The following is a 26572-nucleotide window of genomic DNA, read 5'->3' as shown; positions in this document are numbered from 1 at the left end:
TTCCAATAAAATCTTAGGAAGAAGCTGTACCTTAGATGGCAGGCCTGGCTTGCTATTTTTTTCTTTGTTCTTTACTATTAATATAGTAGCGATTCTTTGATTACATAATTACCAATTAACTAGTAACTTACCCCGGTGTAATCAACTATAAAGGGAAAGGATGGTTGGCCATGTCCATGCCAGAAACGGAGAAGAACCAGGTCATTCAGAAGAACAATTACATCCCGAAGCAGCCTACCCATATCGAATGCTCTATTGAAAAAACGTTAGATGCGATCGGGGGAAAATGGTCCTTTCTAGTCCTGCGGGAATTGTTCGGCGGAACCAAGCGCTTCGGCGAGCTGCAAAAGAAAATAAAGGCCATCAGTCCCAAATCGTTAACCGAAACACTCCGCCATCTGGAGGAGCAAGGGGTTCTTGAACGTACCGCTTATCCGACTGTGCCCGTCACCGTAGAATACACGCTAACACCCAAAGGGCAGGATCTTCATCAAATACTGAAAGAAATGAAGCTGTGGGCCGCCAAATGGTCCTAACATCCCCTGCTGACGAGGTGTAGAATGATAGCGTTTTACAAGAAATATTGGAAAACTGTTTTTGATATTGCCTTACTGCTGCTCACAGTATATTTGTTTATGCTGCTGTTCAGCTATTTGTATGGCATAGCCACACCGATTTTCCTCGCCTTTATCATCTTTCTGATTATCGAGCCGTTTGCCCGCTTTCTTAATAGGAAAGGGGTAAGCAAGAGCATAGCCTCGGCTATTTCAACGATCGTGTTCATTCTTGTTATCCTGGGTGCGTTAACGGGAGTCGGCGTCATTTTTACAAGCCAAATCATGAATTTAAAAGAAAAGCTGCCGGAATACTCATCGATCCTGCAAAAGCAGCTGATTCTTAAGACAGAGCTTCTCCAGAGCCGTCTTGAAACCATGCCATCATTACCTGATGATATAGCCCAAAAAATAACGGAGTACTCCACACAAATTACGCAAAAATTGACCATGCTGGCCGGCCAGTTCTTGACCGGAACCTTCAACATGCTGACCAGCTTTTCGACCTTTGTCGTCAATTTTGTTATTGCTATCATTTTGGCCTATTTTTTAAGTATCGAGATAGAGTCATGGAAAAAACTCGCAAAGGAGAAGACGCCCAAAACGTTCAAGTCGGCCTTCACCTTTTTGCGCGAAAATGTATTGAAGGGCATTATCGGGTACATAAAAGCCCAGGCCAAGCTGATCAGTCTGACCTTCATCGTCATTTTTGTCGCCCTGCTTGTTTTGGGGGTGAAAAACTCCTTTTCCATCGCCTTACTGTCAGCTATATTCGATGTGCTTCCGCTGCTCGGCGTTTCGACGTTGTTCATTCCATGGATCATCTACTTATTTGTCGTAGGACAAACCGTGCTAGCCATATGGCTGACCGCGCTGCTTGGGGTTGTCATCCTGGTGCGTCAAATTATGGAGCCCAAAATTACGGGGGACTCTCTCGGAGTATCGGCCTTCACCATGCTGTCCTTCATGATTATTTCGCTATCCTTATTCGGAGTCGCCGGGCTTCTCTTATCCCCGGTTTTGATCATCACGATCAAAGCGCTCTACGAACAGGGATACCTGCAGCGCTGGATTCGTTGGCCCGAGGGAGAATAATCCGGTGCGGTACCCAGTCTAGACAAAATAACCCCACAAAGTGGGGCATTGGCTTCGAAGCTGATTCAGGTACTTTGCGGGGAGCCCCGAAATTTATAAATTTTATACTATCTAGTAAGACCCGAACATCCATTCGGGTCTTTCTTATTTCGTGGATAAATATTTACGTTCCACACGGCCGGTGAACAGGTTCATTAAAAACAATGTGACCGCGATATCGTCAATGGGCAGATATGGCATCAAGTCGGGCATGACCCAATAGACGATAACCGGGACGGCAAACAGCAGCTTTTCGGATAAGGGCACTCTAGGAGAGGTAAGGATCGGCCCTATGCGGCGAAACACATGTCCCCAATATTTGAATGATAACAGTCGTTTCCACATCTGTACTTCCTCCTGTAAGTGCGACTTCCCTATAGTATAACGAACTTTTCTTTAAAAACAAAAAGCCGTCCATCGGACGGCGATGTTATTGAAAAGCCTGCAGGGCTTGAACTATTGCCAGTATACTCCGGTGGGGTATACCCCTCCAGCCGCTGTTGAAACCCGCGAATAGGATTAGATTTAGCGGAATTTTCACGGGTTTCAAAGGCGGACGTAAACTCCTCCGAGGCATACCCCACCTCCATATGGAGCAAACTTCACGCAAAACAGGTTTTCAACAAACAAATCGTCCGTTGGACGGCCTACACCCTACTCCCCATGGCCATGGCTTCCAGAATCATTCGGGCAACGGCCACATACATGGCGGGAAACTGGGAAAGAGGCAACGGATTTACGCCAAGCCCCGCTTCGATCGTAAAGCCCGGCCGCCGAAATTCCTGGATGAACCAATCTTTATATCCTGCGTCGCTATCCGTTAGCTTAATAGGAATATAGCCGCTCACGAGGGAGAGCCTGCAGGCCATCTCCTCCGACTCAGGCGGTTCCAAGTCACGATAATTCCAATAAATTTCTTCCCCTTGAGTATGCAGCGCAAGAACCATCCGAAAATCACGGCTTCGCGTAAGCTCTGCGATAGCACAAGCTTCTGGCTCACTGAGCGGCTGATCACCTCCGTAATCCCTGGGTCCTGGCGCCGTCACCCCTCTGCGTTCCTTTTCCTCCCCCCAGCCTGCAGGAAACTGGTCATTAAGATCGACGCCCCTGGCATTCGCCTTCCAGCCGGAGAAATCTGCAGAGCCATGGTTCCAATCCAGCAATTGGGCATATATCGGGGACTCCGGAGCCATTCGTCCGTGTACTAGCTCAACCCCGTCGGGATTTACCATAGGAACGACCCAAAGCGTCGTCTGCCCAAGCAGCTGATCAACATCCATTCCATACAGGCTCTCCTTATTTGCGCACGCTTGGGCCAGATCTTCAACGAATTTCATTGCCAATAGCGACGTAATCCATTCATTGGCATGAAAGGATGCATTGACATGAATAGGACAATCTCCCGTTCCGATCCGAAGCACGGGTATGCTTTTGCCGAGAACACTTCTTCCTGCATGACCCGCTTCAAGAAAGGAATAACGCTGCTCAAGCTCCGCGATATCTGCCAAAAGCTCTTCATAGCCGTATACTTGGCTCGTATCTACGATACACCTCTTCATAGTCCGCCCCCTTGGCTATCATCTGAAGCTATATCAAATACATATGTATGCCATGCAAAGGCTGCCGATGATAACACCCTGCGACATATCCCCCCTCGTTTTATCCATAAAAATAAGACAGACAAGCCGGGACATTCCCAGCCTGCCTGTTCGGAATCAAATGATATGCGGGACTTGCCATACAACAGGAGATACACGAATCTGCTCATTCAGCCAAGATTGTGCAATCTGCTTAAACAGCACAGGATCCCCGCTGCACAAAAATTGATGAATCGGAATCGAATTGGAGGTCGCCAGCATTCCTTTGTGGTACAGGATGGTGCTAATTTCTCTGGCTGTCTCGTCCGCCGAGCTGATCAGCGTTACATTGGGTCCCATCACATCCGAGATCGCATCGGATAAGAACGGGTAATGCGTACAGCCAAGGATCAGGCAATCCATCGGCTCGCTCTTCAGACGCTGAAGCGACTGTTCTACGACCGAACGGGTATGCTCCGTGTAAAACTGCCCCGATTCTACCAATGAGGCGAGCTTGGGACAAGGCTCACTGACCACCCGAACGTACGGCGAGATTTGGCGCAGAGCATACTCATATGCGTTGCTTTTGATAGTCCCTTCCGTTCCGATAACGCCGATCACACCGTTACGCGTTGTCTTGATTGCAGCGCGTGCGCCCGGGTGGATAACGCCGACCACAGGAATAGACAAACGTGCGCGAATCTCGTCTAATGCGACAGCAGTTGCGGTATTGCAGGCGATAACTACCATTTTCGGCTGAAACTGCAATAAATAATCAACAATTTGATGCGTATATTGAACCACTTCATGTGGAGCTCTGGGTCCGTACGGTGCCCGAGCGGTGTCGCCAAAATAAATGATCTTCTCTTGCGGGAGCTGACGCATGACTTCCTTCACTACGGTCAGCCCGCCTACCCCGGAATCCAGAATGGCTATCGCTTGCTGCACTAGTGTTCGCTTCCTTTGACTGTGAATTGATAATACGCTGCATGCCTCTAATAGAGTATGATGGTAGAAGAAGAAAGGTACCAGCAAACAAAGCGAGACCAGCGCCAATTCATCATACCAGAAGGAAACCGGGCCCATCCATCATGCGAAGCTGAAGAAAAGCTATCATTTGGCTGACGCCGGTATATCGCTTAAAAGGGCAAATTCATAGCCTGCCTCACGCACGCCTTTAATTATGCGGTCCAGAGCCTGAATATTCTCCTCCGAGCCTTGATGCATCAGAATAATGTTGCCGTCATGCAAATTATTCATGATATCGTTGTAAGGATCGTCCGCCCCGTTCTTCCTCGGCTCCCAATCCCTCATGGCCGTAGACCAGAATACCGAAGTATATCCCATCTCGGAAACCAGGCTCAACAAATGCATATTGTAGCTCCCGTAAGGAAACCGGAAGTAAGGCTGAATGTCTTGTCCGGTTACTTTTTTATACAGCTTCTCGTAATCCTGTATTTCCTTTTTTACCTGTGCATCCGTCTGCTTATTCATATCCGTATGCGTCATCGTATGGTTGGCGACAAGGTGCCCGTCCGCTACAAGCTGACGAACAAAATCTGGATCCTTCTTCACGTTATAGCCCGCAATGAAAAAGTTAGCTTTCGCATCGTTATCCTTCAACGATTTGAGCAGCAGCTCCGTATCTCCCATCGGACCTCCCGTGTCGATCGTCAAATATACTTTTTTTCCTGTGCCGACCCAGAGTGCTTTCATATCTTTGGTAAAAGATTTCGTTTCATTCGGAAATGAAGGAACCTGTCCCTTCGGTTTCTTCATGTAGTACCATGAAAGAGCCTTCTTATCGTTAGCCGATGCAGACTTGGTTCCCGTGCCCGATTGGTAGGTCGCCGACACAGCCGTTTCCGGTTTGGGAGCAGCGGCTTCCTTAACCGGCTCAGGCGATGCAGTAACAGACGGCGCAGCCGTCGGGCCGGGTTCTGCCTTGGCATCAGCCGCTGAGGAGGACCCTGCGACTGGGGCTTGCGAGCCTGCGGACGGGGTCGGCTGGGTAGCAGGAGTATGGCTGGATGCTTCGCCTGACGGCATCGGCTTCTCCCCTGCGGTAGAGGTAGGGTTAGGGTTTGAACAAGCCAAAGTCGTCCATACGAGGCAAAAGATTACTGCAAAAGCACCTATCCTTGAGCTGTTCATCATCATCGATGTCCCCTTTAAGTAAAATGATCACACATTCAATCGGCAACTGCTTGTCCCGAAAGTTATGCAAAGACAGCAATGCGAATTTTTGTTCGTGTATATTTTACCAAATACACCTACTTGTGACAATGAAATTTCGATGATATCAGATAAGCTGTCCGGATGAGATGAGCTTGTACAGCAGCATTTAGGCTGGAGGGGCATGTCAATCGTGTAGAGCAGATGGCTGACGAGCCACATAATGTAACATATCGGATTGTTCATAGCGGGAAGGTGCTGCTAATGAAAATTGATCTTGGATGCGGGACGCAGAAGAATCCCGGATTTATCGGAATTGACAAGAAGGATGGACCCGGTGTCGATATTGTATGTGATATCCTGCAGGGCATTCCTCTGCCGGACGACTCGGCGGATTGCTTATTTGCGGTTCATTCGCTCCCCTACATAGATCCTCTGCTGGATACTATGAAGGAAATATACCGGATATGTAAGCACAAAGCTATTGTATGCATCGTCGCTCCTTATGCGCACACCTACTTTCATGCGGCTAATCCGCATTACAAAAGCTGGTTCAATGAATACAGTCCTTTCTATTTCACCGGCCGCCTTCTAAGGGAAACCTATTTGAGAGAGCTGATAACCCCCTATGCATTCCCATCGCATGATATGGATCGGGAGCCTCCCAACTACGATTTTCAGCTCTTGAGGATGGAGTTCTTCTATTCCATGCCCTTCAAGACCAACATGTACGACGAGGAGGAACGCACAATTGTAAGGCATATTCAACCGAACGTCGTCGACGAAATTATGTACCATTTTCTAGTGGTAAAGCAGCCGCTTACCGTGGATGAAATCGAAGATATGGCTATGAGGAGTCTGGAGGAGCCTATCCAAATAACAAATCGCCGCCGGGAACGGCCGGAATCCGGGCAACAGCTTGATGCAGGCCAGCTCCTGGAGAAGGCCCCCTCTTTAAACGATACCCAGCCCCCTGTCATTCACAAGCGAAGCTCATCTAAGACAAAGTCATCTTTACGCCATAAGAAAACCGGTATGACCAAAGGAAGACGCATGATAAAAAAGCAAAAAGCCAAAAACGGAACGAAATGACCTTGATTTTTGTTCCGTTTTTGCTTGTCGTCAGCTATTCTTCCTCTTCCACGACAACGACTTCCGTTCGGTTAGATCGGGCTGCTGCCCTAAACACGGCCCCCGATTCTGCGGTATATTCATATTCTGCTACCGCGTCGTTTGCAAGATGCCTGTTGGCATGAGCGGCTTCCACCCGGAATTGGACGACGGCTTCATCCCCTGGCTGTAACGTGCCAAGTGGAATTCCCCCTTCAGGAGTTAACTCCGGCTGAATCGTTCCGTTGACTTTGACACTCCCTCGTATGAATGTGCTGCCGCTCTGTAAAAGATCCGACACCCTTATCTGCCTGGCTTCAATAGGGCCGACGTTCCGAACGGTTATGGTGTATTCTATACTGTCTCCTACCGTGACTTCCCTCACATTGGCATGCTTCGTAACACGAAGCAGCGATTCCAGTACCGTGACCGAAGCCGAAGCGGCAACCGGATCGGTCTGCCCGGACTGGGCTATGACGGTATTCGTAATTAAAGAACCTGCCGCAGCCGTATCGGGTATGGTGAACAGCGAGGTAATAATTCCAGAGGCTTGAGCCAAAACCCGGACATTCTCCGGTAATGTATCAATCCGATTGTTCAGACCGAGCAGCGGGTCCACTATCGTCACTGGAGATAGTCTAACATTGCCTTCATTTGCGATTCGGATGAGGAAGGTGACGGTTTGCCCCGGCCGAGCCTCGTTCGGTACGGCGATTTTACTTAGCCCCAGCTTGGGAGCCGCACCAACTGTAACCGATGCAGACGCTTGCTGCGGCGGCGTTTGATCCGACAGCGCAGTGACCGTGTTACGAATGATGGAGCCTGCTGCTGCCGTAGACGGAATCACAAAGCCAATGACCAGTTCAACGAAGGCGCCGGCCGGGATGCTCGTGACCCATTCGGATATTCCCAGTAACGAATCTACAAACCGTACATTCGTGATATCGGCGTTTGATTGGTTGCGAAGCATGACGGTATAGTGAACGATCTCGCCGGGAACGGCGGAAGGTTTATCGACGCTCTTCTCCAACGATAGACTAAAGCCCGGTTCCACAATGACGGAAGCGGAGGTCTGATCCGCGGCAAGCTGATCCGTTTCGGCGGTGACCGTATTTACGAAAACGGCTCCTGCAGGAGCATCTAAAGGTATGGTAAAGGGCTGCTTGATAACTTCGGTCGCTCCGACAGCCAGAAAGGGCAGAGTGGCATCGAGCCCGATCAGCGTATCAGTGATATGAACCCCGGTCAGCGGAGTATTTCCGACATTGGTCACCGTCACGGAGTAGATGACCGTTTCCCCTGGGAAGGCGCTCGCCACATTCGTTGTTTTATCAATATCGATCCGCGGGTCGGCAAGCACGGTAACCGTGGCGCTGGCTTCCAGAGTCTCCGTTTGGTCGGATATAACGGTCGTTGTATTGACGATGCTGCTGCCCGCAAGCTCCGTCGCAGGAACGATGAAGGTGCCGGTGAGGACCCGTGTTTCACCAGATCCCAGCTCATCGAACCGCACCTCCAGACCGATCAGCGGATCGGACACCGTAACGCCTGTCAAGGTCACCCCGGTTCCATTCACGATAGTAATGGTATATTGAATGGCATCTCCCGGTGCGGCAAGGGTACGATCCGCTGTTTTGGCAATGGTCAATCCAACAGGAGGATCGATCGCCACTCTTGCTGTGGCTTCTTGTGGCGGCGTTTGATCGGAAACGGCGACAGCCGTATTCACCAGCACGGTCTGGGAAGGAGATCCGGCTGGAATCGTAAATGGGACGGTGAAGGATTGAGTCCCGCCAACCGCAAGGAGCGGAAGGGTCGTATGGAAGCCGATAATCGGATCGTCGATGGTGATATTCGTGAGCGGGATATTTCCGCCATTGTGCACGGTAATCGTATACTGAATCGTTCCTCCCGGGAGGACAAGATCAATATCGGACGTCTTATCAATCGTCAATAGAGGCGCAGCAAGGACGACGACCGCCGTCTCATCAGATGCTGGCTCCGTTTCCGCCGTAGTTACCGTAGCCGTGTTGCGGATTTGAACGCCGGCAGGCGTGTTCTCCGGTATGGTAAAGAAGGCTCTAAAGTCGACCGCTTCGCCGGGAACAAGCTTGGCAATGGATTCGTTCAAGCCGATATCAGGGTCGATAATGACCAGGTTCGTCAGATCGGCCCCGCCCGTATTTCTGACAACGATCGTATAAGACACCACTTCGCCGGGGGAAGCGCTGGATGGTTCCACCGATTTGAAAATTTCGACACCGAACGTAGGAAGAACGGAAATGGTGGCCTCTGCCTCCAGCGGCTCCGTTTGATCGGATACAACAACAGCCGTATTGGTTATAACGGTACCGGCCGGGACGGTCAGCGGGACGGTAAACGAAATATCGAAGGTTCGTACTTCGTTCGGCTGCAGCAGCGGCACAATGGTTTGGAATGATAACGCAGGATCGGTAATCCTTACATTCGTTAACGGAATGAGCCCGGTGTTGACGACGCTTATTGTATAGAGGACTGTACCTCCCTGCTGGATATGAGAATGATTGACCGTCTTCGTAAAGCCTATTGAAGGCTCCGCAACAATAGTCAAGGTGGCTGCATCCATTGCGGTTAGCCGTTCTCCGCTTGTTAGCGATTCCGCAACGGCAGTATTGACAATCGTCTGACCCGCCTGAGCGATGTCAATCGAAACTGGAATATCCAGTAAGAAAGCATCTCCTGCCTTCATATCTCCAATAGATAGATGAAGCTGGAGCGTTGCATCCGTCAAGACAACGTTAGTTAATGTCGTAGGCCCGCTATTGAACACTTCAATGGTGTACACGACCACATCTCCCGGCCTTGCAATGTCCGGGGATACGTTCTTCCTGATTCCGAGACTTCCCGGCTCCGGCAGCACGATCACGGTAGAGCTGTCAGAGATAGGCGGAGTTTCATTCGTCGAAGCTGTTACCGTATTCTCGATAACGCCGTTATGCACAAAGCTCGGATCAAACGTCAGTACATACTGGATCGTTCTCGTCTCGCCAATCCCCAAAGTAAAAGGCGGTTCGGAGATCGGAACCAGATTATCCTGCAAAGTAACGTTCGTTAACGGCACATTGCCGGTATTGGTGACTTCGACGGTATACACGATGGGCGTAGAAGGCGTCGCCGCCGCCCGATCCGGCAGTTTCACTATTTGTATCGAGGGCAATGCGGTAATAATCACAACAGCCTCGGCTTCCGCCGACACCCCTTCGTCCGTCGTAACGGCAGATAGGTTGATAAGAGTCTCTCCGCCCTGCAGCGGCGGTACGACAAAAGGAACTTGGAATACGACGGACTCACCTGGAGGAAGCTCCGCAATATGCTCCTGAATCCTAAGCAGCCCATCGGTGATGACCACATTATGTAAAAAAGCATCTCCATTATTCGTTACCGTAATGGAATAATGAATCACGTCACCCGGCAGCGCTTCAATCCTATCGACTTGCTTGGTTATTTGCACGCTCGGCGTTAGCGATCTGCGATTCGGAATCGTAGTGAACGAATAGCCTTCCAGAAACAGCACCAATGGCTCGTTTGGTTCAAAGCCCGGAGGGGTTATTTCCTTAAGGGTATATTCTCCCGGGGGAACCAGGATGACGGCAATGCCGTTGGCATCCGTAATGACGCTTTGAACAAGATTGCCTGCACTATCAAATACGTCGAATTGAACGTTCGGTATGGGGGTTTGCGTTTCTGCATCGATCTTCTGTATAAAGTTCTCCGATATCTCCGGTATATTGAAAAACTCCAGGAAAGTAACGCTTCCCGGAAACAATTCAACAAAATGCTCATGAAATTCCGGAAAAAAACCGGGCGGAGGCGCAATTTCCCTAACGATATATCTTCCTGACGGCAATTGAAGCTTCGCTCTTCCTTCGAAATCCGTAACCACTTCAAGCAGGATTTGACCCTGTTCGTTAAAGATTCCGAATATCGCGTCTGAAAGCAGTCTTCCGGTGCTTCGATCGATTTTTATAATTTCAATGGTGGAGGTCACAAAAAAATCCGGCAGAACTGCGACTCCGTAAGGCCCATTCCCTACGGGAATGCTTTGGATCGGGAATCGGCCTATGGTATCGATAACCGTCAATAAGCGATTGTTGGGCTCGACCACATAGGCCAGGCTTTGAAAAGGGTCGAATACCACACCCGCCGTTGGCCCGGAGAGCGGGATGAATCCCGATACCGTATTGGTGAAGGTGTCGATCACAATAACATTCGAACCTCCGGCATCCGTCACATAGATCGTCGTGCCGTCAGGAGAAACCGCTGCAAACAAAGGCGTCGTTCCGGCCGGAATCGTTGTGATCACGGTATCGGTTACCGCATCGATCACCGTAACAGTCCCGTCCCCCGAATTTGCCACATACACCCGTGAGCTGTCCGGCGTGACGGCAACTCCGTTCGGCGCACTGCCCACAGGAATCAACGTCAGGACCGAATTCGAAGCCGTATCGATGACCGCTACAAAGCCGTTATCCAGCGTAATGTAAGCCCGGCTGCCGTTGTTCGCAAAAGCCCCCTGATTAGGCGAACCGCTTAAAGGAATGGTGTCGATCACAGAGTTTGACGACGTCCCGATGACCGAAATCGAAGGATTTCCGCGATTCAGGGCATACACCGTCTGCTCATCGGGAGAAATGGCAATCCCGGAAGGGTTACTGCCTACCAGAATGGATTGAAATGCGAATTGCACGTTCACGTCAATAACAGAAACGGTCCCCGAGCCTGCGTTTGTGACATAGACCGAAGGCGGACCGAGATGAGGCGCAACGACTGGAATTTGCGGATTGACATCAACCGGAATAAATGCCGTGACGGTATTGAATTCCGTGCTGACGACAGCTACCGTGTTATCCAGTGAGTTGGCCACATAAACAATGGACATAATAGCCTCCTCCTCTACATGATCTTCTGCAAATATATGTAGAAACCCGCTGCATCAGACTTGATACTAATAGAGGCATGGCCCGATAATACCGCACTTCGGACGCAAAAAAACTCCCTCCAGCATTGCGCTGAAAAGGGAGTTCAATCGGTTCATTTAGACAAACTTGGGAAGCCAGTTACCGTGAGCCTCGATCAAATCGTCGCACATAGCGACAATGTCGTCAATGGACAGCTCCGCCGCCGTATGAGGATCGAGCATAGCTGCATGATAAATATGCTCCTTCTTGCCGGTTATCGCCGCTTCCAATGTCAGCAGCTGCGTGTTGATGTTCGTACGGTTCAACGCTGCCAGCTGCGGCGGAAGATCGCCTACATAGGTCGGTGTTACGCCGTCGGCATCCACAAGGCAGGAAACCTCGACGCAGGCTTCTTTCGGCAGGTTCGTAATTAAGCCGGTGTTCATCACGTTGCCGCCGATTTTGAACGGCACGTTCGTTTCCATCGCATCGAAGATATAGGAGGCGTACTCTTTGGAGCGCTTATGCTCCAGGCTTTTGTTATTGACAATCTCGTCACGCATCGTCTTCCACTTATCGATTTGACGAATGCAGCGGCGGGGATACTCATCCAATGGAATGTTGAACCGCTCAATCAGCTCAGGATAATTGCGTTTAATGAAATACGGATGGTACTCGGCGTTATGCTCGGACGATTCCGTCACATAGTAGCCAAAGCGGAACATCAGCTCATAGCGAACCATATCCTTGTGTGTTTCCTTCTGCTTCTCGCGGGCGCGGCGTTTGATTTCCGGATACAGATCGACACCGTCCTTCGTGACTTCCAACAGCCATGCCATATGATTGATGCCCGCAATTTTCCAATGAACGCCTGTCGAATCCATCTCCAGGTTTTTGAACAGATGCGATACGCATCCCTGAACGCTGTGACACAAGCCTACGGTCTTTACCCCGCCGTACGTAATCATAGCGTTGGTAAGAACCGCCATCGGGTTCGTATAGTTCAGGAACCAGGCATCCGGACATACCTCTTGAATATCCTTGGCAAAATCAAGCATGACCGGAATGGTCCGCAGATTGCGGAAAATGCCGCCGATCCCGACGGTGTCGGCAATCGTCTGGCGTAAGCCGTATTTCTTCGGAATTTCAAAATCGGTAATCGTGCACGGATCGTATCCGCCGACTTGAATGGCGTTGACGACGTACTTGGCGCCGCGAAGAGCTTCTTTACGGTCCGTATACGCTTTCACCACACACGTGCTGCCGGTCGTTGCCTTAAGGTTGTTCAGCATGTTCTCCGAATCCTTTAACCGTTCCAGATCGATATCGAACAACGCGAGCTCAAAGCCCTGCAGCGATGGGGTCAGCATGCAATCCCCAAGCACGTTTTTAGCAAATACGGTACTGCCTGCTCCAAGAAAAGTAATTTTGGACATGTTTCTTCCTCCCCTATTTCCCAAGTTAAGTCTTACTACCTTACCTAGACTATACTTGCCGGAACCGGAAATGCATATGGAGACAAACCACTTTTACATGGATAATTGTAGTTTCGTTTCACCGGCTGTTCTGACGCTCGACGGCTAGCAGCAATAGATGCAATATCGTTATGAGAGTAAAGGCTATCAACGCAAGGAACGGGATCGTAATAAAGCCCAGCCAATTAATATAGTCGACATCGCACGGAACCGGTCCGCATCCGGTTGCCGCCTCTTTAAACCAAGAAGTCTTTTGCATCAAGTAATGATAGAGTGAAATGCCCATTCCCCATACACTGAGAGGAAGCACATAGAGGTACTGCTTCGTATCCTTGCGCACGGCCGCGATGGCTAGTATAATCACGAGAGGATACATAAGAATGCGCTGATACCAGCATAATTTGCAAGGCAAGAAATGCAAAATCTCGGAAAAATAGAGACTTCCGAGCGTGGCGACAAGAGCTACCACCCATGACAGATGTAGTGAATTTTCTTTTATAAATCGGTTCCCATTCATCTTAAACGGCTCTCTCCTCAAGTCATTAGTACCATACTTCTCCAAATCTTCTATCATCATATCAAAATTGATTGAGGTGTACCATATGAAGGCATCCTATCATTCCGTATCCTTTAATCCCCGTCCCGGCAAAGGCGAGCTGACGGTTCTTTTCAGCGGTCAATCCCAGACGAAGCCGCTGCACCGGGTCGGTCCCCAGGTGCTTGACTATTATCTCGTCCATTATGTTGTATCCGGGCGCGGCACCTTCAGCTGCATGGGAACGGATTACCGTCTGGAGAAGGGGAGCAGCTTCTTTATCTTCCCCGGAGAGCTGGTCAGCTACGCTTCGGATGAGCAGGATCCTTGGTGCTACCGTTGGGTAGGGTTTAAGGGAAACAGGGCGGACGAATATTTAAGCGGATTCGGAATCTCCCCGCACCAGCCGGTGGCCTTAACCCAGAACCATCGTAAAATGCAGGCGCTGTATCATCAGATGGAGCTGACCATGCGCAGGAGGCAGCCGCATTGCGATATGCAGTGTGAAGGCTACTTGCGGCTGCTTCTGGCCGAATATGCACAGGAGCTCGGTCACGACAGCATCCCTAAGAAAGAAACCTCCGGCATCCAGCAGCAGATAGAGCAGGCGATTCGCTGGCTTACGCTGCAGTACCATCAGCCGATATCCATAGAATCGATGGCCCAAAGCCTCGGCTATCACCGTACGCATCTATCCAAAATGTTCAAGCAGCAGACAGGGCTCTCTCCCATGAATTTTCTGCTGAAAATCCGCATGGAGCGGGCCAAGCTTCTGCTGCAGGATGAGCTGACGGTCGAGCAGGTAGCCTCGTCCGTCGGCTTCAGCGATCCCTTATATTTCTCCAAGCAGTTCAAGAAATGGTACGGCCGCTCTCCTTCGGATTACCGTCAGGATCAGACGATGAATCCATATGATTGCAGCCAATAAATCAACGCAAACAAGCGGGGCCTTGGCTTCAAAGCTTATCCAGGTACTTGGCGGGAAGCCCCGACATATATACAGAACAGCAGAGCGATTCTTCAGCCTGATGCCGATGAATCGCTCTGCTGCTATACCGAAAAGCTGTAAGCAACCTGACGGGCGTTGTCCGTAAGCAGCTCCTGCCATTGGGACTCGGGGACCAGATCGACAGCTGCCTTGATGGCGATGCGGCCAAAATCCAGTTCAGGCACCTGCTCCAACGTGAATCGGTCCGTAATTAACCGGCCCAGCAGGCCCGGGAACTTGGCTTCCATTTGCTGGAGCCGGTAGATTCCGGTTTCAAAGTCCTTTCGCGAGGCATTGACCGAGCCTAGCACGCATTTATTCTCCAGGACGAGCTCCTGGTTGATCATATCCGAAGAAATCTTCAGCGTCCGGCTGCCCGGCGTGACGCCTAACAAGGCAAGCACTCCGTTCGGGCTGAGTGCGGTCATCGCTTCGAATGCGAGCGGGCTGTAGCCCGTGCATTCGAATATCAGATCGGCGCGCTTGCCGCTCCGCTCCAGGAATCCGCTGAGCGTATCCGCGGATTCCTGGTCCGGCCCGCTTGCGCCGCCGGGCTCTCCCGCCTGCCGGTACTCGGCACCGCAGGCGCGAACCAGCTCCGCCGCCGGACTGTCGGCCGGCGACTTGGACCATACCACGGTGTCGAGTCCGAGACACCGTGAGGTGAAGGCCGCCAGCAGGCCGAGCGGCCCGGAGCCCAGCACCAGCACCGAACGGGGCTGCCAGATCAGACGCTGCTGAATGCGTCCGACTTCATCCCACACCTTTTCGACGATGCTTTGGGGCTCCGTGAGCACTCCGTAATGCAAGCAGGCCGGAGGCACCTTGACCAAATATCTGGCTTCCTCGACGTAGTACTCGGACAGATAGCCATGCCGGCCCTTAATCCCCCGTTCGACGTAATGGCCGGTCTCGCAAAAATCCGCATGGCCGTTGCGGCAGTTGACGCACATCGGGTCATTGCACGGTCTTCGCACCAGCGCGCAGACCAAATCGCCTTTGGCAAGACCGTAAGCTTCATCCGCCTCGATAACAACGCCAAGCGATTCGTGACCAATCGTCAGCCCGTTCTCTCCTTCCGGAGGGACGCCGTATTTCTCCGTCATTAACTCGCGGTCGGTACCGTCAAGACCGATGCACAGCACGCGCACCAGAACGTCATCAGGCTGCTTCCGCTCCGGCTGATCCACTTCCATCAGCTCAAGCCTTACTTGATCGCCTGCCGGATTTGCGGCGGTATTCCGATTGTCTTGCTTGGCTTGGTCGCGCAGGCCTTGTTCTGCTGCCGCCGATGCATTCGCATCTTTGCCGCTTCCCTCAGCCTGGGGCTGAAGTCCGTTCAAACGTACCGTCTTCATTGGGACGCTCCCGTGGTCTGCAGCAGCTTCGCGTCGCTGATGTCCTCTTTGCCGAACTGTTTATTTTGGAGCAGCTTCTTCTTGGATATATACTCCTGTACCACCTTGACGAAGGAGGCGTGCGACCAGGTGAGCGGCGAAACGGACAGCGGAGTTCCTGTATAAGGATGAACCTGTTCCGCAAGAATGCCCGTCGGCAGGGCATGCTTCATCGTCCAGCGGATCAAATCCTCCGCTTCCTTAAGCTCGCTCTCACTGCCTGCAACGGCTATAACCCACTCCGCGTACCAAAGCGTGCAGATAAACCACGGATTCCCCGGAACCTTGCCTATATCGTGAGTAACCTGATGATAATAATCGTCGGTGTACCGGCCTATTCCTCCTACCTCCGACTGAATCCACAGCTTCTCCCGAATCGCCTTCATCGTAGAGACAATCCGTGGATCATTAGCGGCGAACATCTCAAAGTCAAACAGAGCGTACAGACTGGCGTCCAGCGTCATATCCGGCTCGTAGGTATTTTTCTCCCGATTCCAGTACAACGACCGAATAAAACGGTTCTCCTGCTCCGAAAACATATATTGCTCGACAGCGCTTTTCACCTTACCCGCCGCTTCCCGGAAATAGACCATCCGTGCTTTATCCTGGAAATGCTCGGCGAACTTGCTTGCCGCAAGCAGCCCCGCATAGACGCTCGCCACCGTGAAGGCATGAACGCCGTACCGTTCCTCCCACAGATCGTACGAAGGAAGAGGAAGCCCCGAAGCATCCCTATAGCTCGCCAGGAAGCCTGCAGCCGGAATGACGAATTTATCGTAGTCGTCTCTCGCGTTATCCAGAGTTTTGGCCAATTCATGATGATGCCACAGCGCGAACAGCACCAGGGCGGTCTCGTCCTCCTGAATCGGAAACTGCTTCTCTCCGGCCGGGTTCATCCATGGATGCCAGCTTGAGCCTACGGAGCCGTCCGGATTATACTTGTGCAGCAGGAAGCCGTCCTTCGTAATGGCTCGTTTGCAAAATTCAAAAAAACGGCTCGTCAGCGCCACATACCCCGATCTATCCAGCGCATGGGCAATCAACGCTCCATCCCTTGGCCACATATAGGAGTACGTATCCTTGGCAAACTTCAAAATATCCGAATCGTTCGCCGCTATAATAGCGCCCCGGTTATCCATATTCGCGCGCACAACGAGCAAGCTTCTTTTATAAAAGGATGCCATATCCTTATCTATCAGGCTCAGATCATGGCGATCCTTGGCAAGCCACTGTTCCCAGTAATTGTAGGTTCTTTGCAGAAACGCGTGAGGCGTCGCTTGGCGGATATTTTGCTCGATGCCGTTAATCTCATCCAGGCTTTTGCCGAAGCCAATCCAAAACCACGCCTCCGCCTTGCCGCTGGCTGGAACCTTGAGCTCCAGCTCTATCGTCCCGTCCACCGAGCCCTGTGCAATCGGGTTGCGGCCCAGCTGACCGTCCTCGGCATCTCTCCAGGTGCCTTCCATGCCATTCATTTCCTTCTGGCCTATGGCAAAGCTGGTGCAGCCGATGCCTTTCCCTCCTGCCCCGCTGCAGGATAGAGACAGGTAACGATGTCCTTTGTAAAAAATAAGTGACCGAAGATCCGGGTCATAGTACACCGTATCCCCCACACCATTTCCGTATAAGTGCAGGTCCAAATGAAAATAAAGCTTGACCACTCTCTCCTGCGGCCTCATATTCTCAACCACGACTTTACGTACGAGTACATTTTCCTGTACATCCACCCCATCGCGAAGCAGCAGCTTGAGTCCCAGCCGTTCATGAATCCCTTCCACATTGGTGACCATGGAATCGTTAAGATAAGAGGACTTGCGTACCAGCTCCGGATGGTCGATCCAGAAAAAGTCTTCCGCCGTCCATACGCCAAAGTGAGATAAATGATCCGCCGACTGATTCTCTTGCCCCACATAAGGGTAATACATATCGCGTAGGTTATAGCTTGTATCGAAATTTACCAGCACATTGCCATTACCCAAAGGTAAATCACGCGCCATACATTGCTCCTCCTTCCTATCTCTCCCTAATGTCCCCGAATACAAGCCTAATTTATGCAAATCAGCCTTAAAGTTCTTTAAGCACCAGTGAAGAAAACACAAAAAAAGCATGCAGCATCACACCGCATACTTCTTTTTTAACAACTGGCCAATATTTATTTGCGTTTACGGCCATGTTTGACCAAGGTCATCCGCCGCGAATGCCGCAGCCATGAATAGTAAGCTTTCAAATCACGCAACTGGATGTCTTCAGACACTCTTCCAAGGAAGGTGACGACAATCATTTTATGTAAAGGATTTCCCGCTATATCCACTTCGTCCTTGATGGTCATAAACTCGGCCACCATAACCAGATCTTCGTCGATTAAATACACGTCTTTTTCATTCTCGTAATAAGGCTTGATCCGTTCAAACTTTAATGCATCCCACAGATAGGAGCAAATGTGCTCAATGCCGCCTTGATCGGTCTCCACGCGTTCGGACCAGCGGGATATGGCATGGCTTGTTATGACGATATCTGCAATCTTATACCCGTTAAACGCCACATAAAAGGGCTCATAAGTGCTCCAACGGTTCATGACCTTATCTCTCATCTCCATGATCCCCCTTCATGATGATAATCAGCCCTTTATGCTAATGTAGTATTTATACTACAAACCGTCAAGATTTACTTTATTTTATTAATTATTTTTTAGATTCATGCCTAGTAACCCCTATATTTTTTTTTAAGAGCTATTTCTTTTCGGAAGCTTGTCCATTACAATAAACAAAGAAAGAGGTGATTTACAAAATGGGACAACCTATCCCTGAATTTGGTAAATTTTTAGAAGGCTTGCGCGGTTCCATGTCCTTAAGGGAAGCAGCTAAAAAAAGCGGTTTATCGCACGCATATATCCGTGATTTGGAGTTGGAAAAAAACCGGTCCACCAACGAAAAGATTACCCCTTCTCCCGATACTCTCAAAAAACTTTCCGACGCCTACTGCTACTCCTACACCGATTTGATGATCAAGGCCGGACACTTGAAAGCCCAGGACTTTAGTGACGCGCCGAGCACCAATATAGATATAGATTTGGCTACCGTCTATTATATTGAGGTAGGGACCAAAGACATTATGTACTGCAATCAAGCAACGAAAGTAAGACATAGCATCGATTCCTTACGAGACTTCAGCGAGTTCCTGGAAAAGCTGGACGATCTGGAGTTCAAAAAAGTGGACGCGGACGTCTACGCCAATTTCCAGCATATCCGCAAATATGATGAAAAGAACGGCCGGCTCTACTTCGATTCGAAGGGTGAAGGACTATTCGTCTCCATGTCCGCCCTGCGCCAACGCAAATACCACGATCTGATCCTGCGCAAAATCGCCAATAACAATCTGACCAGCCTAGAGTTTACCTTCGGCAAGACCGCCGGGATTAACCCTTCGTTTATTAAGGGGTAACTTATTCATTCGGAATACTATTGAAGAAATGATGGGACATTATGCCGACTCTACAGTTAGCTGTTTTTTATTTTTTCGGTTGGGCTTCATTGCTTTCTCTAGGTTTTGTTCTATTTCGTTTTCCCCTGAAGCCCTACTTCGTTCAGATCATACTTTCTTCCCTGTTACTGGACTATATCTCCGTTTTTCTGAGAAGCTTTGACAAAATCTACTTAATCGCAACTGTTCAGCCTATCTGTGCAATTTTGTGCTATAGGCTTCTTTTTCGCATTCGCCTAGTACCTTCTATTATCATTACGATTGTAGCGTACTCCATAAATTTTGCTCTGGAGTTTATCTTGAACATGGCTTTGGTTAAATTTAACGTTAGTCGATTTCTTGTTGTTATTCAGGACGGCACTTTTGCTATTGCAATCCTTATACTTGTTATCGATGTATTTTTATGTTACATACTATCAAAATACCGTATTGGTTTCTCTTTTTTATCTCAATATGATAAAGGGAGATTCCTATTCAAAAAACAGAACAAACCGTTTATGTACGCCTGCCTATTTGCATTAGCTTTTCTTTTGATTTCTAGTATTACTATATTTTATGTTCAACAATATGCTTTTTATTTTCAGTTAGCTGTAATCTTTGTATGGTTCATTGTGTTAAGGCTGTCTTATCAAAAGGAGCTGGCTGATTGATAGGTGAATGGGTAAATAAACTAATATGATAAATATATCATTGACATAGTGTTCGGCCTATTTGTACTATGAGTGCAATTAGGCTGATTTTATTTTTTAGGAATGGTGAATGAATGAGGCAGCTATGCGAACTTCTTATCTTCGCAGTAACTTGGACTTCTATGCTTTCTTTAAGTCTGGCACTATTTCGTTTAAAGTTTAGAAACTACATACCACAATTGACTCGATTGTCCTGCTATCTCAAATTACATACATCATTCAAAGCTTTCATTTGGCTAATAAGAAGGAAATTTCGGAGTAATTAATGAAGGGTTGGGCCTCATCCCTTATTGGCATCACTGTCTTACTATCGTCTATTTTGAAAAATCATTATGCTTTTCTATCACCTTATTATTATTGATCGTAAGCGTCATATTTCATTTATCTGATTTAAGGGAGATTGAGGATTAGGGGTGGGTTAGTTTGGAACAGATAAAAATGATTATACTTTATTTGGTATTCTGGCCCTCTGTTCAGCTAATGGGCCTTGTACTTTTTCGTATAAAGCCTCATTTATATTTAAAATGTATCATTATCAGTACTTTAGTTCTGACACAAACCTCATATTTTCTACAGTCTTATAAACTTATTTTCTTAATGTCGATTCTACATCCTATTGTTCTTTTACTTTGCTTTTGGGTGTTTTATCGTCTCCAAATAGTCCAATCCTTACTCATGACTACCTTGGTCTTCGGCCTAAATGTTGTGTTGGAATCGAGCTTTAACCTGCTGCTAGCTCAATATAATTACATTGAGTTTATCCGTATCTCAAGAAACGATTATTTCATCCAAGGTTTAGTTCTAACAACAATCAATTATTTAATTACAGTGTTACTGTACTTTTATAGAATCGGCTTTACTTTCGTAACAAGCAATATAATGATTCGAAAAAAGGCTTTACCGAAAAAACTCATCTTGATGGTTATCCTTGGATGGCTTCCTATTATGATTACTAGCCTAACTATTGAGTACTTTTCTGAAATTATCATGCTAGCTATAACGATTACGTTTTTTGCACTGGTTATTATTTTGCATCTTTCACATGAGAAAGAGATGATGGAGTGAGTAGAGGTTTTATTCTAGCACCGCATATTCCATTACTTTTTCAAGCTTAGTTAGTTTAATCATGAATTTGTTTTATAGGAATGAGTTATTAGAGTACATAATGCACAACAGCGGGGGAATTTCTAGATGGATCAGATTTGGACAACTTTTCTTCAAGCATGTTACTGGTGGTTTACACTGCAAATATTAGGACTATCTATATTTCGTTTAAAGATCACTAGATATCTAACACACGTTATTATTTGCACATTACTATTATCCCAAGTCACAATAGTACTGCTAACATTCAAAATTATATACCTCTTATCGATACTCCAGCCTGTCGGTTATTTTCTTTGTGTATTCTTAATCTATCGTTTTAGGTTGTGGCATTCATTTCTTCTAGTTTCTATAACATATCCTATCAACGTTATGTCCGAGCTTTTATTTAATATGGCCTTAGCTAACTTCGACCATGGCAAGTTTATTGAAATTACTCGTAACGATTACGACATTCAAGTCTATTTTTTATGTTCAGTGAATTTAGTTTTATCTATTGTTCTCAATAAACTTCGGATAGGATTTACCTTTATCTCATCAAGAAATCTTAGTTCAAAATCCGCAAAATTTCCATCAAAGTTTTACATAGTGCTAGTCCTTGGATCATTGTTACTATATCTGGGCAGCATTTCAATCATATTTTACGAAAAAATCATACCATTTATTATTTCCATGCTATTTCTTGTCTTTTTATACTTAATACATATGTCCTACGAAAAAGAGCTGGAGGATTGAATTTGATGGTACAAAAGATAGATTTATATTACTAAAATTTCTTATCACGTCAGGGTAACATCGCCTATGTTTGATACGTACTCGTAGCTAGAAAGCGCTTTATTCGACAATTTTCTACTTGTTAAGTTTACAATAGTATATTAAACTTAATTTAATTAAACAATATAACTTTTGACATTTCTTAAAGGGGCATCGTGATGTTTTATTTCGCCAAGATCATTGCAAATTCAATAGAGTTTGCTTCAGTAATTCTTGTAAGTTTGTCTTTTTTCCGAATATATTTTCGCTATTCACTACATAAAGTAGCCCTCATAGCATTTTTTATGTCCCTTATTTCTGTTTATTTTAGAGATGTTATAAATGAGCCCGGTCTCGCAGCTATTCCTATCATAGTCTCTGGAATTGTCTTAATTACTCTATTTTTCGGACTACCAGTAATCTTTTCTATTTTAGTTATGGTTATCGGTTCGCTAGTTACAACACTTTTTGAAGGATTAGTAGCATCAGTTGGAACCGATTTGAATTTATTTTCTCCCGAAACGTTTCAAACATCACTTTCCCAATTTATTATGAGTGAGTTGATTGTTTCTGCCCTACTATTATTACTACTATACCCGCTTCAAAAATATAAGCTAGGGTTTCATACGACTATTAATGATGCACAAAAAGGGTATAACTTTTTACTTTCTGCTGTATTAGTTATTGCCGTTGTTATTATCCAAGTGCAAACAGTTGCTTTTAAAGAATCCAAACTGCATATTATTGTTCCTATAATTATTGGAATCCTTTTTCTAGTTGGAATCTATCTATCCTATAAACATAATCAAAAATTATGGAAGAATAGACGTGAAAGGTTGTCACGAAAATGAATGTTATCGATCAATCTGCGGAATACCTTGCAAAAAGTATACGTAATAATCACGCAGGTGCTGGGTCGGAAATTGCGCTGAAGTACTCTTTGATTTTATTAATAAATACTTCTTTAGCTATGATAATCTCTATAATGATTTGTTTAGCAACCGGCCATTTATTACAGTGCTTACTTGGAATTTTCGCTTATATGCTTATACGATTTGTTTCTGGCGGCATGCATATGTCATCCTCATTATCTTGTTGTTTATTATCGATAGTTATTTTTGTAACCATCGCATTTACTACCCATACTTATAATAGTTTTTTTATTATTCTTGATATCATATCACTTATTACTTTCTTTATAACTGCTCCTAATAATATACAAGATGTGAGTAAGATTAGTCCCAAGTACTATCCATATTTGCGAATATTAGCAATTATAATTGTATCTTCCAATTTTTTCATTCAATCCTCCATTCTTTCAACCGCATTTTTTATTCAGGCATTTCTAACAACGAAGTACTCTTATATTTTAAGAGACTTCGTAGAAAGGAGGTTTATACATGAAAAATAAGCTTGCAATCTTAGCAAACAGCATTCTAATGACTCTGGCTGCATTTTTTGTCACCACTAATTCAATATCAACTCACCGCCCAGAAACACCACAAGAACTACTGAAAAAATAATATCTGGGGCTGTCCCTCAAGACAGCCTACCAATCCTTCTCTTATGGAGCTGAATTTCATGCAGAAAATTCCTGTGACACGAGACGGCAAGAGAGGGTCGGAAATTATCATCTTGGATTCGAGCAGTGTTGTCAAAATCGATAAGATTCGAGAACGTGAAGTTATCGTTCACACCAAGGATCAGCAGTATTATCTTGATTTTTCTTTCGATAATTTGGAAGAATGGCTGTTCGAGGACGGGTTTCGGCTCTTAGATAGCGCTAATATCGTCAACATGCACCACGTAGAAGATTATGATACGAAAAAAGGCATCGTTTATTTAGGTGAAAAAGACCGCAAACGTTCCAAAACAGCCTCTGCCGCACGTATTCACAAAGAGCACATCGAAAACGTAATACAATTGCTTACAACCTCTGACCCCTCTTCCGCCCATCACAATCCCATTCAACACGATGAATTGTTTGCCCGTATTGTTAATGAGACTAAAGACGATCAATTTCTGCGTTCCTATGCAACCATTCGGGCGATGAATGAACGTAAGCGGGCAGAGGAAAAAATCATTCATATGGCTTATCACGATTCGTTGACAGAGCTTCCGAACCGTCTCTATTTTGATGATCGTCTCAAAGCCTGCCTTCAGGAATCGGAGAAAACGGGAAATCGGGTAGCCGTTATTTTTTTTGATCTGGACCGATTTAAAGTCATTAATGATACGCTAGGCCATCACATTGGAGATCAGCTCTTGCAAGCTTTGGCGCGCAAGCTTCAAATATATATCAAAGACCACAATGTTGTCGCCCGTTTTGGCGGGGATGAGTTTATGATTCTGCTTTCCCAAACGACCCATGTCGATGAGCCCGCGCAGCTGGCTAAAGGGATTCTTAATCTTGTCAAGGAACCTTTTCACATTGAAAAGCATGAGCTGTTCGTAACAGCAAGCATAGGGATCAGCCTTTATCCCAATGACGGAATTGATGCCGAAACCTTGTTGAAAAACGCCGACAATGCCATGTACCGCACCAAAGAGAAAGGTGGGAATTCATACCATTATTACCATCCCGACATGAACAAACGCTCGCTGCACACGCTGAACATGGAGCTTCATCTGCGTAAAGCGTTGGAACGAAAAGAGCTTCTTATTTTATATCAGCCTTTGGTCGATTTGCACACCGGCACCATCAATGGAATGGAAGCGCTCGTTCGTTGGCACCATCCGGAATGGGGTATGATCTCTCCCGCTGAATTTATCCCCCTGGCCGAGGAAACCGGACTCATCGTCCCGATCGGTCATTGGATTCTTAAGCAATCCTGTATTCAAACCAAGCAGTGGATAGATTCCGGATATCCTGCACTATGCGTCTCCGTGAATATTTCGGCCATTCAATTCCATCAGCCGCAATTTATTCCGATGATTCAAAAGATTTTGGACGAAACCGGGCTTAAGCCTGAGCATTTGTGCTTGGAGATTACAGAGAGCGTTGCTATGAACCATATCCCGCAAGTGATCGAAACGATGCACCATTTGAAGGAGCTGGGAGTTCGAATTTCTATCGATGATTTTGGAACGGGTTACTCCTCCCTCAGTTATTTGAAACGGTTCCGCGTTCATACGTTAAAAATCGACCAATCCTTCATTCGGGACGTCACATCCGACGAGGATAATGCCGCTATCGTGACGGCGCTTATTGCAATGTCGCAGCAGCTGAAGATGAAATCATTGGCGGAGGGCGTAGAAACGATGGAGCAGCTCGAATTTCTTCTGTCCCGGGGATGCGATGAAATCCAAGGGTATGTGTTCAGCAAGCCGGTAGCTGCCGATGATTTTGAAAAGATGATAAAAGAGAAAAAACAGCTATATTTGCCGAAATAGGGAAAAAAGTGCGGTCTTGAACTGAAACTTTTTTCTCTTTTTTACGTTTATAACTGTAGAAAATCCAATATTTTGAAGGGAACGAAGACATGCCAGCCAATTTATCGAGCAGTCCTAAGACGCGTACGACAGTGGCCGTCAAGAAGCTTCCTTCCTCTCGAAAAAAGAAGAAGAAGAAACGGGCTTCCGCTCTTGTAACTCTTTTCTTTTATACGATGTCGGTATTGATGACCTTCGGGATGATCTTCAGTCTCTGGTTCTTTTTGACGGAGTCGGGAACGAATCTTCGCTATCTGATGGCGGATACGCTAATAACAACGCAGCATCGGCATTGGGCCGCTTACCTGATTGGCAATGATGAGCTGGACAAACGGGTCAATCGGTACTGGCAGCAATTTGACACTTACACGGAAGTGAAGGACCAGCACCTGGTGCAGGTCAACAAGCCGGCCGCCGCGGAGCCCAAGAAGGAACAAAAGAAGCCCCTCGTTGAGATTGAGCCGATTGAAGGCAAAAATTTCAAAGGAAAGCTGCTTATTGTGAATGACCCCAAAAAGCTGAGAATTGCCGTTCCGAACAAGGTAGGCAAAGGAGAAAAGGTATCCTCCATGGTGAAACGGCTTGGAGCTGTAGCAGGCGTCAATGCTGGCGGCTTCGTCGACCCGGAATGGATGGGCAACGGATTCCAGCCTACAGGTCTCGTCATGTCCGGGGGCAAAATTTTTTATAACGACGGAAGCATGAATACACCGAATCATATTGTAGGCATCGATAAGGACGGGCGGATGATCGCCGGGAAGTACAAGCCATCCGAGCTGCTGCAAATGGGTGTTCAGGAAGCCGTAACGTTCGCTCCGCGGTTTATCGTTAATGGAGTAGGCCAAATCAAGAATCAGGCGGACGGATGGGGAATCGCCCCTCGTACTTGTATGGCACAGAAGGAAGACGGTACTATCATGTTTGCCATTATTGACGGCAGACAGCCGGGCTATAGTATCGGCGCGACGCTGTACGATATTCAGAATATTTTTCTGGAGCATGGAGCCATTACAGCGGCCAACCTGGACGGCGGCTCGTCCACGGTATTGGTACATGATAACCAAATCATTAACAAGCCTGCCAGTGAGCATGGTGAGCGGTATTTGCCTACGGCTTGGCTCGTGTTTGACCATCCGGAAACCGCCGATATCCGCAACATATGGCAGGGACTCGATCCAAGCAAGATCGATCCTTCGAAATGGTAATGCCCCCACAAAGCGGGGGCTTGGCTC

General features: G+C 47.4%; 20 protein-coding genes. 10 read left to right on the top strand and 10 right to left on the bottom strand.

The window, feature by feature from the left end:
* The first annotated feature begins 170 nt into the window (after positions 1 to 170).
* Together B1728_RS02445 and ytvI are read left to right on the top strand one after the other, a co-directional pair.
* Positions 171 to 536 carry a winged helix-turn-helix transcriptional regulator gene (locus B1728_RS02445; RefSeq protein ID WP_079908574.1) on the top strand — a complete coding sequence of 122 codons (366 nt, stop codon included), beginning with the start codon at positions 171 to 173 and terminating at the stop codon, positions 534 to 536.
* A gap of 24 nt (positions 537 to 560) precedes the next feature.
* A complete protein-coding gene (gene ytvI, locus B1728_RS02440; RefSeq protein WP_079908573.1) occupies positions 561 to 1649 on the top strand; it encodes a sporulation integral membrane protein YtvI in 1089 nt (362 codons plus the stop codon).
* A 144-nt stretch (positions 1650 to 1793) separates the two neighbouring features.
* Here the strand turns inward: ytvI and B1728_RS02435 are convergent, their stop codons facing one another.
* From B1728_RS02435 to B1728_RS02420, 4 genes are all read right to left on the bottom strand, one after another.
* Positions 1794 to 2033 carry a hypothetical protein gene (locus B1728_RS02435; RefSeq protein ID WP_079908572.1) on the bottom strand — a complete coding sequence of 80 codons (240 nt, stop codon included), beginning with the start codon at positions 2031 to 2033 and terminating at the stop codon, positions 1794 to 1796.
* Positions 2034 to 2335: 302 nt separating this feature from the next.
* Positions 2336 to 3247 (bottom strand): M14 family metallopeptidase, encoded by a 912-nt coding sequence (locus tag B1728_RS02430; RefSeq protein ID WP_079908571.1) that lies wholly within the window; start codon positions 3245 to 3247, stop codon positions 2336 to 2338.
* Positions 3248 to 3403: 156 nt separating this feature from the next.
* Positions 3404 to 4213, bottom strand: coding sequence for a glutamate racemase (gene racE / locus B1728_RS02425; protein ID WP_079908570.1), 810 nt, complete (start codon positions 4211 to 4213; stop codon positions 3404 to 3406).
* Between the two features lie 165 nt (positions 4214 to 4378).
* Positions 4379 to 5314 carry a delta-lactam-biosynthetic de-N-acetylase gene (locus B1728_RS02420; RefSeq protein WP_256865199.1) on the bottom strand — a complete coding sequence of 312 codons (936 nt, stop codon included), beginning with the start codon at positions 5312 to 5314 and terminating at the stop codon, positions 4379 to 4381.
* Positions 5315 to 5704: 390 nt separating this feature from the next.
* On the opposite strand from B1728_RS02420, the gene B1728_RS02415 reads away from it, so the two are divergent.
* Complete coding sequence (locus B1728_RS02415) at positions 5705 to 6532, top strand: methyltransferase domain-containing protein (RefSeq protein WP_179135848.1); 828 nt, start codon at positions 5705 to 5707, stop codon at positions 6530 to 6532.
* 34 nt (positions 6533 to 6566) lie between these two features.
* On the opposite strand, the gene B1728_RS02410 is transcribed toward B1728_RS02415, so the two are convergent.
* The 3 genes from B1728_RS02410 to B1728_RS02400 form a co-directional block, all read right to left on the bottom strand.
* A complete protein-coding gene (locus B1728_RS02410; RefSeq protein WP_079908568.1) occupies positions 6567 to 11468 on the bottom strand; it encodes a DUF7507 domain-containing protein in 4902 nt (1633 codons plus the stop codon).
* Between the two features lie 156 nt (positions 11469 to 11624).
* The gene (gene melA / locus B1728_RS02405; protein WP_079908567.1) at positions 11625 to 12923 is read right to left on the bottom strand and encodes an alpha-glucosidase/alpha-galactosidase; all 1299 of its coding nucleotides are present in this window, start codon (positions 12921 to 12923) and stop codon (positions 11625 to 11627) included.
* Positions 12924 to 13041: 118 nt separating this feature from the next.
* Positions 13042 to 13479: a disulfide oxidoreductase gene (locus tag B1728_RS02400; protein WP_079908566.1), complete on the bottom strand. Its 438-nt coding sequence runs from the start codon at positions 13477 to 13479 to the stop codon at positions 13042 to 13044.
* An 85-nt stretch (positions 13480 to 13564) separates the two neighbouring features.
* Between B1728_RS02400 and B1728_RS02395 the strand changes: the two genes are divergently transcribed.
* The gene (locus B1728_RS02395) at positions 13565 to 14425 is read left to right on the top strand and encodes an AraC family transcriptional regulator (RefSeq protein WP_079908565.1); all 861 of its coding nucleotides are present in this window, start codon (positions 13565 to 13567) and stop codon (positions 14423 to 14425) included.
* A 122-nt stretch (positions 14426 to 14547) separates the two neighbouring features.
* Here B1728_RS02395 and B1728_RS02390 read toward each other — a convergent pair whose 3' ends face one another.
* The 3 genes from B1728_RS02390 to B1728_RS02380 form a co-directional block, all read right to left on the bottom strand.
* Entirely contained in the window at positions 14548 to 15843 is a 1296-nt protein-coding gene (locus B1728_RS02390) for a glucose 1-dehydrogenase (protein WP_079908564.1), read from the bottom strand.
* Entirely contained in the window at positions 15840 to 17879 is a 2040-nt protein-coding gene (locus B1728_RS02385; protein ID WP_079908563.1) for a glycoside hydrolase family 15 protein, read from the bottom strand. The genes B1728_RS02390 and B1728_RS02385 overlap by 4 nt, the downstream gene beginning before the upstream one ends.
* Before the next feature lie 155 nt (positions 17880 to 18034).
* A complete protein-coding gene (locus tag B1728_RS02380; RefSeq protein ID WP_079908562.1) occupies positions 18035 to 18472 on the bottom strand; it encodes a hypothetical protein in 438 nt (145 codons plus the stop codon).
* Between the two features lie 197 nt (positions 18473 to 18669).
* Between B1728_RS02380 and B1728_RS02375 the strand changes: the two genes are divergently transcribed.
* The 6 genes from B1728_RS02375 to B1728_RS02340 all read left to right on the top strand — a co-directional run bounded on the left by B1728_RS02375 (position 18670) and on the right by B1728_RS02340 (position 26545).
* Positions 18670 to 19323, top strand: a complete 654-nt coding sequence (locus B1728_RS02375) for a helix-turn-helix domain-containing protein (protein ID WP_079908561.1) — start codon at positions 18670 to 18672, stop codon at positions 19321 to 19323.
* A gap of 2764 nt (positions 19324 to 22087) precedes the next feature.
* Complete coding sequence (locus B1728_RS02355) at positions 22088 to 22759, top strand: hypothetical protein (protein WP_079908557.1); 672 nt, start codon at positions 22088 to 22090, stop codon at positions 22757 to 22759.
* Complete coding sequence (locus B1728_RS37300) at positions 22756 to 23319, top strand: accessory gene regulator B family protein (protein ID WP_079908556.1); 564 nt, start codon at positions 22756 to 22758, stop codon at positions 23317 to 23319. Before B1728_RS02355 ends, B1728_RS37300 begins: the two co-directional genes overlap by 4 nt.
* Positions 23309 to 23431, top strand: a complete 123-nt coding sequence (locus B1728_RS35645; protein ID WP_144027730.1) for an AgrD family cyclic lactone autoinducer peptide — start codon at positions 23309 to 23311, stop codon at positions 23429 to 23431. Before B1728_RS37300 ends, B1728_RS35645 begins: the two co-directional genes overlap by 11 nt.
* Before the next feature lie 58 nt (positions 23432 to 23489).
* Positions 23490 to 25301, top strand: a complete 1812-nt coding sequence (locus B1728_RS02345) for an EAL domain-containing protein (protein WP_079908555.1) — start codon at positions 23490 to 23492, stop codon at positions 25299 to 25301.
* A gap of 89 nt (positions 25302 to 25390) precedes the next feature.
* Positions 25391 to 26545: a phosphodiester glycosidase family protein gene (locus B1728_RS02340; RefSeq protein ID WP_079908554.1), complete on the top strand. Its 1155-nt coding sequence runs from the start codon at positions 25391 to 25393 to the stop codon at positions 26543 to 26545.
* Positions 26546 to 26572 lie beyond the last annotated feature (27 nt).

It is taken from the genome of Paenibacillus sp. 32352 (assembly GCF_002042965.1).
In the GTDB taxonomy this organism is placed as follows: Bacteria; Bacillota; Bacilli; order Paenibacillales; family NBRC-103111; genus Paenibacillus_S; species Paenibacillus_S vulneris.
The sequence above is the reverse complement of the archived record's forward strand: the minus strand, read 5'-3'. Positions and strand labels throughout refer to the sequence as shown.

Excerpts from the sequence above, each read along its gene's own strand:
- B1728_RS37300 (WP_079908556.1), top strand. The coding sequence starts at position 22,756 with ATGAATGTTATCGATCAATCTGCGGAATACCTTGCAAAAAGTATACGT.
- B1728_RS02400 (WP_079908566.1), bottom strand. The coding sequence starts at position 13,479 with ATGAATGGGAACCGATTTATAAAAGAAAATTCACTACATCTGTCATGG.
- B1728_RS02340 (WP_079908554.1), top strand. The coding sequence starts at position 25,391 with ATGCCAGCCAATTTATCGAGCAGTCCTAAGACGCGTACGACAGTGGCC.
- B1728_RS02380 (WP_079908562.1), bottom strand. The coding sequence starts at position 18,472 with ATGAGAGATAAGGTCATGAACCGTTGGAGCACTTATGAGCCCTTTTAT.
- B1728_RS02430 (WP_079908571.1), bottom strand. The coding sequence starts at position 3,247 with ATGAAGAGGTGTATCGTAGATACGAGCCAAGTATACGGCTATGAAGAG.
- B1728_RS02375 (WP_079908561.1), top strand. The coding sequence starts at position 18,670 with ATGGGACAACCTATCCCTGAATTTGGTAAATTTTTAGAAGGCTTGCGC.
- melA (WP_079908567.1), bottom strand. The coding sequence starts at position 12,923 with ATGTCCAAAATTACTTTTCTTGGAGCAGGCAGTACCGTATTTGCTAAA.
- B1728_RS02420 (WP_256865199.1), bottom strand. The coding sequence starts at position 5,314 with ATGCCGTCAGGCGAAGCATCCAGCCATACTCCTGCTACCCAGCCGACC.
- B1728_RS02410 (WP_079908568.1), bottom strand. The coding sequence starts at position 11,468 with ATGTCCATTGTTTATGTGGCCAACTCACTGGATAACACGGTAGCTGTC.
- B1728_RS02435 (WP_079908572.1), bottom strand. The coding sequence starts at position 2,033 with ATGTGGAAACGACTGTTATCATTCAAATATTGGGGACATGTGTTTCGC.
- B1728_RS02355 (WP_079908557.1), top strand. The coding sequence starts at position 22,088 with ATGTTTTATTTCGCCAAGATCATTGCAAATTCAATAGAGTTTGCTTCA.
- B1728_RS02390 (WP_079908564.1), bottom strand. The coding sequence starts at position 15,843 with ATGAAGACGGTACGTTTGAACGGACTTCAGCCCCAGGCTGAGGGAAGC.
- B1728_RS35645 (WP_144027730.1), top strand. The coding sequence starts at position 23,309 with ATGAAAAATAAGCTTGCAATCTTAGCAAACAGCATTCTAATGACTCTG.
- B1728_RS02385 (WP_079908563.1), bottom strand. The coding sequence starts at position 17,879 with ATGGCGCGTGATTTACCTTTGGGTAATGGCAATGTGCTGGTAAATTTC.
- B1728_RS02445 (WP_079908574.1), top strand. The coding sequence starts at position 171 with ATGTCCATGCCAGAAACGGAGAAGAACCAGGTCATTCAGAAGAACAAT.
- B1728_RS02345 (WP_079908555.1), top strand. The coding sequence starts at position 23,490 with ATGCAGAAAATTCCTGTGACACGAGACGGCAAGAGAGGGTCGGAAATT.
- ytvI (WP_079908573.1), top strand. The coding sequence starts at position 561 with ATGATAGCGTTTTACAAGAAATATTGGAAAACTGTTTTTGATATTGCC.
- B1728_RS02395 (WP_079908565.1), top strand. The coding sequence starts at position 13,565 with ATGAAGGCATCCTATCATTCCGTATCCTTTAATCCCCGTCCCGGCAAA.
- B1728_RS02415 (WP_179135848.1), top strand. The coding sequence starts at position 5,705 with ATGAAAATTGATCTTGGATGCGGGACGCAGAAGAATCCCGGATTTATC.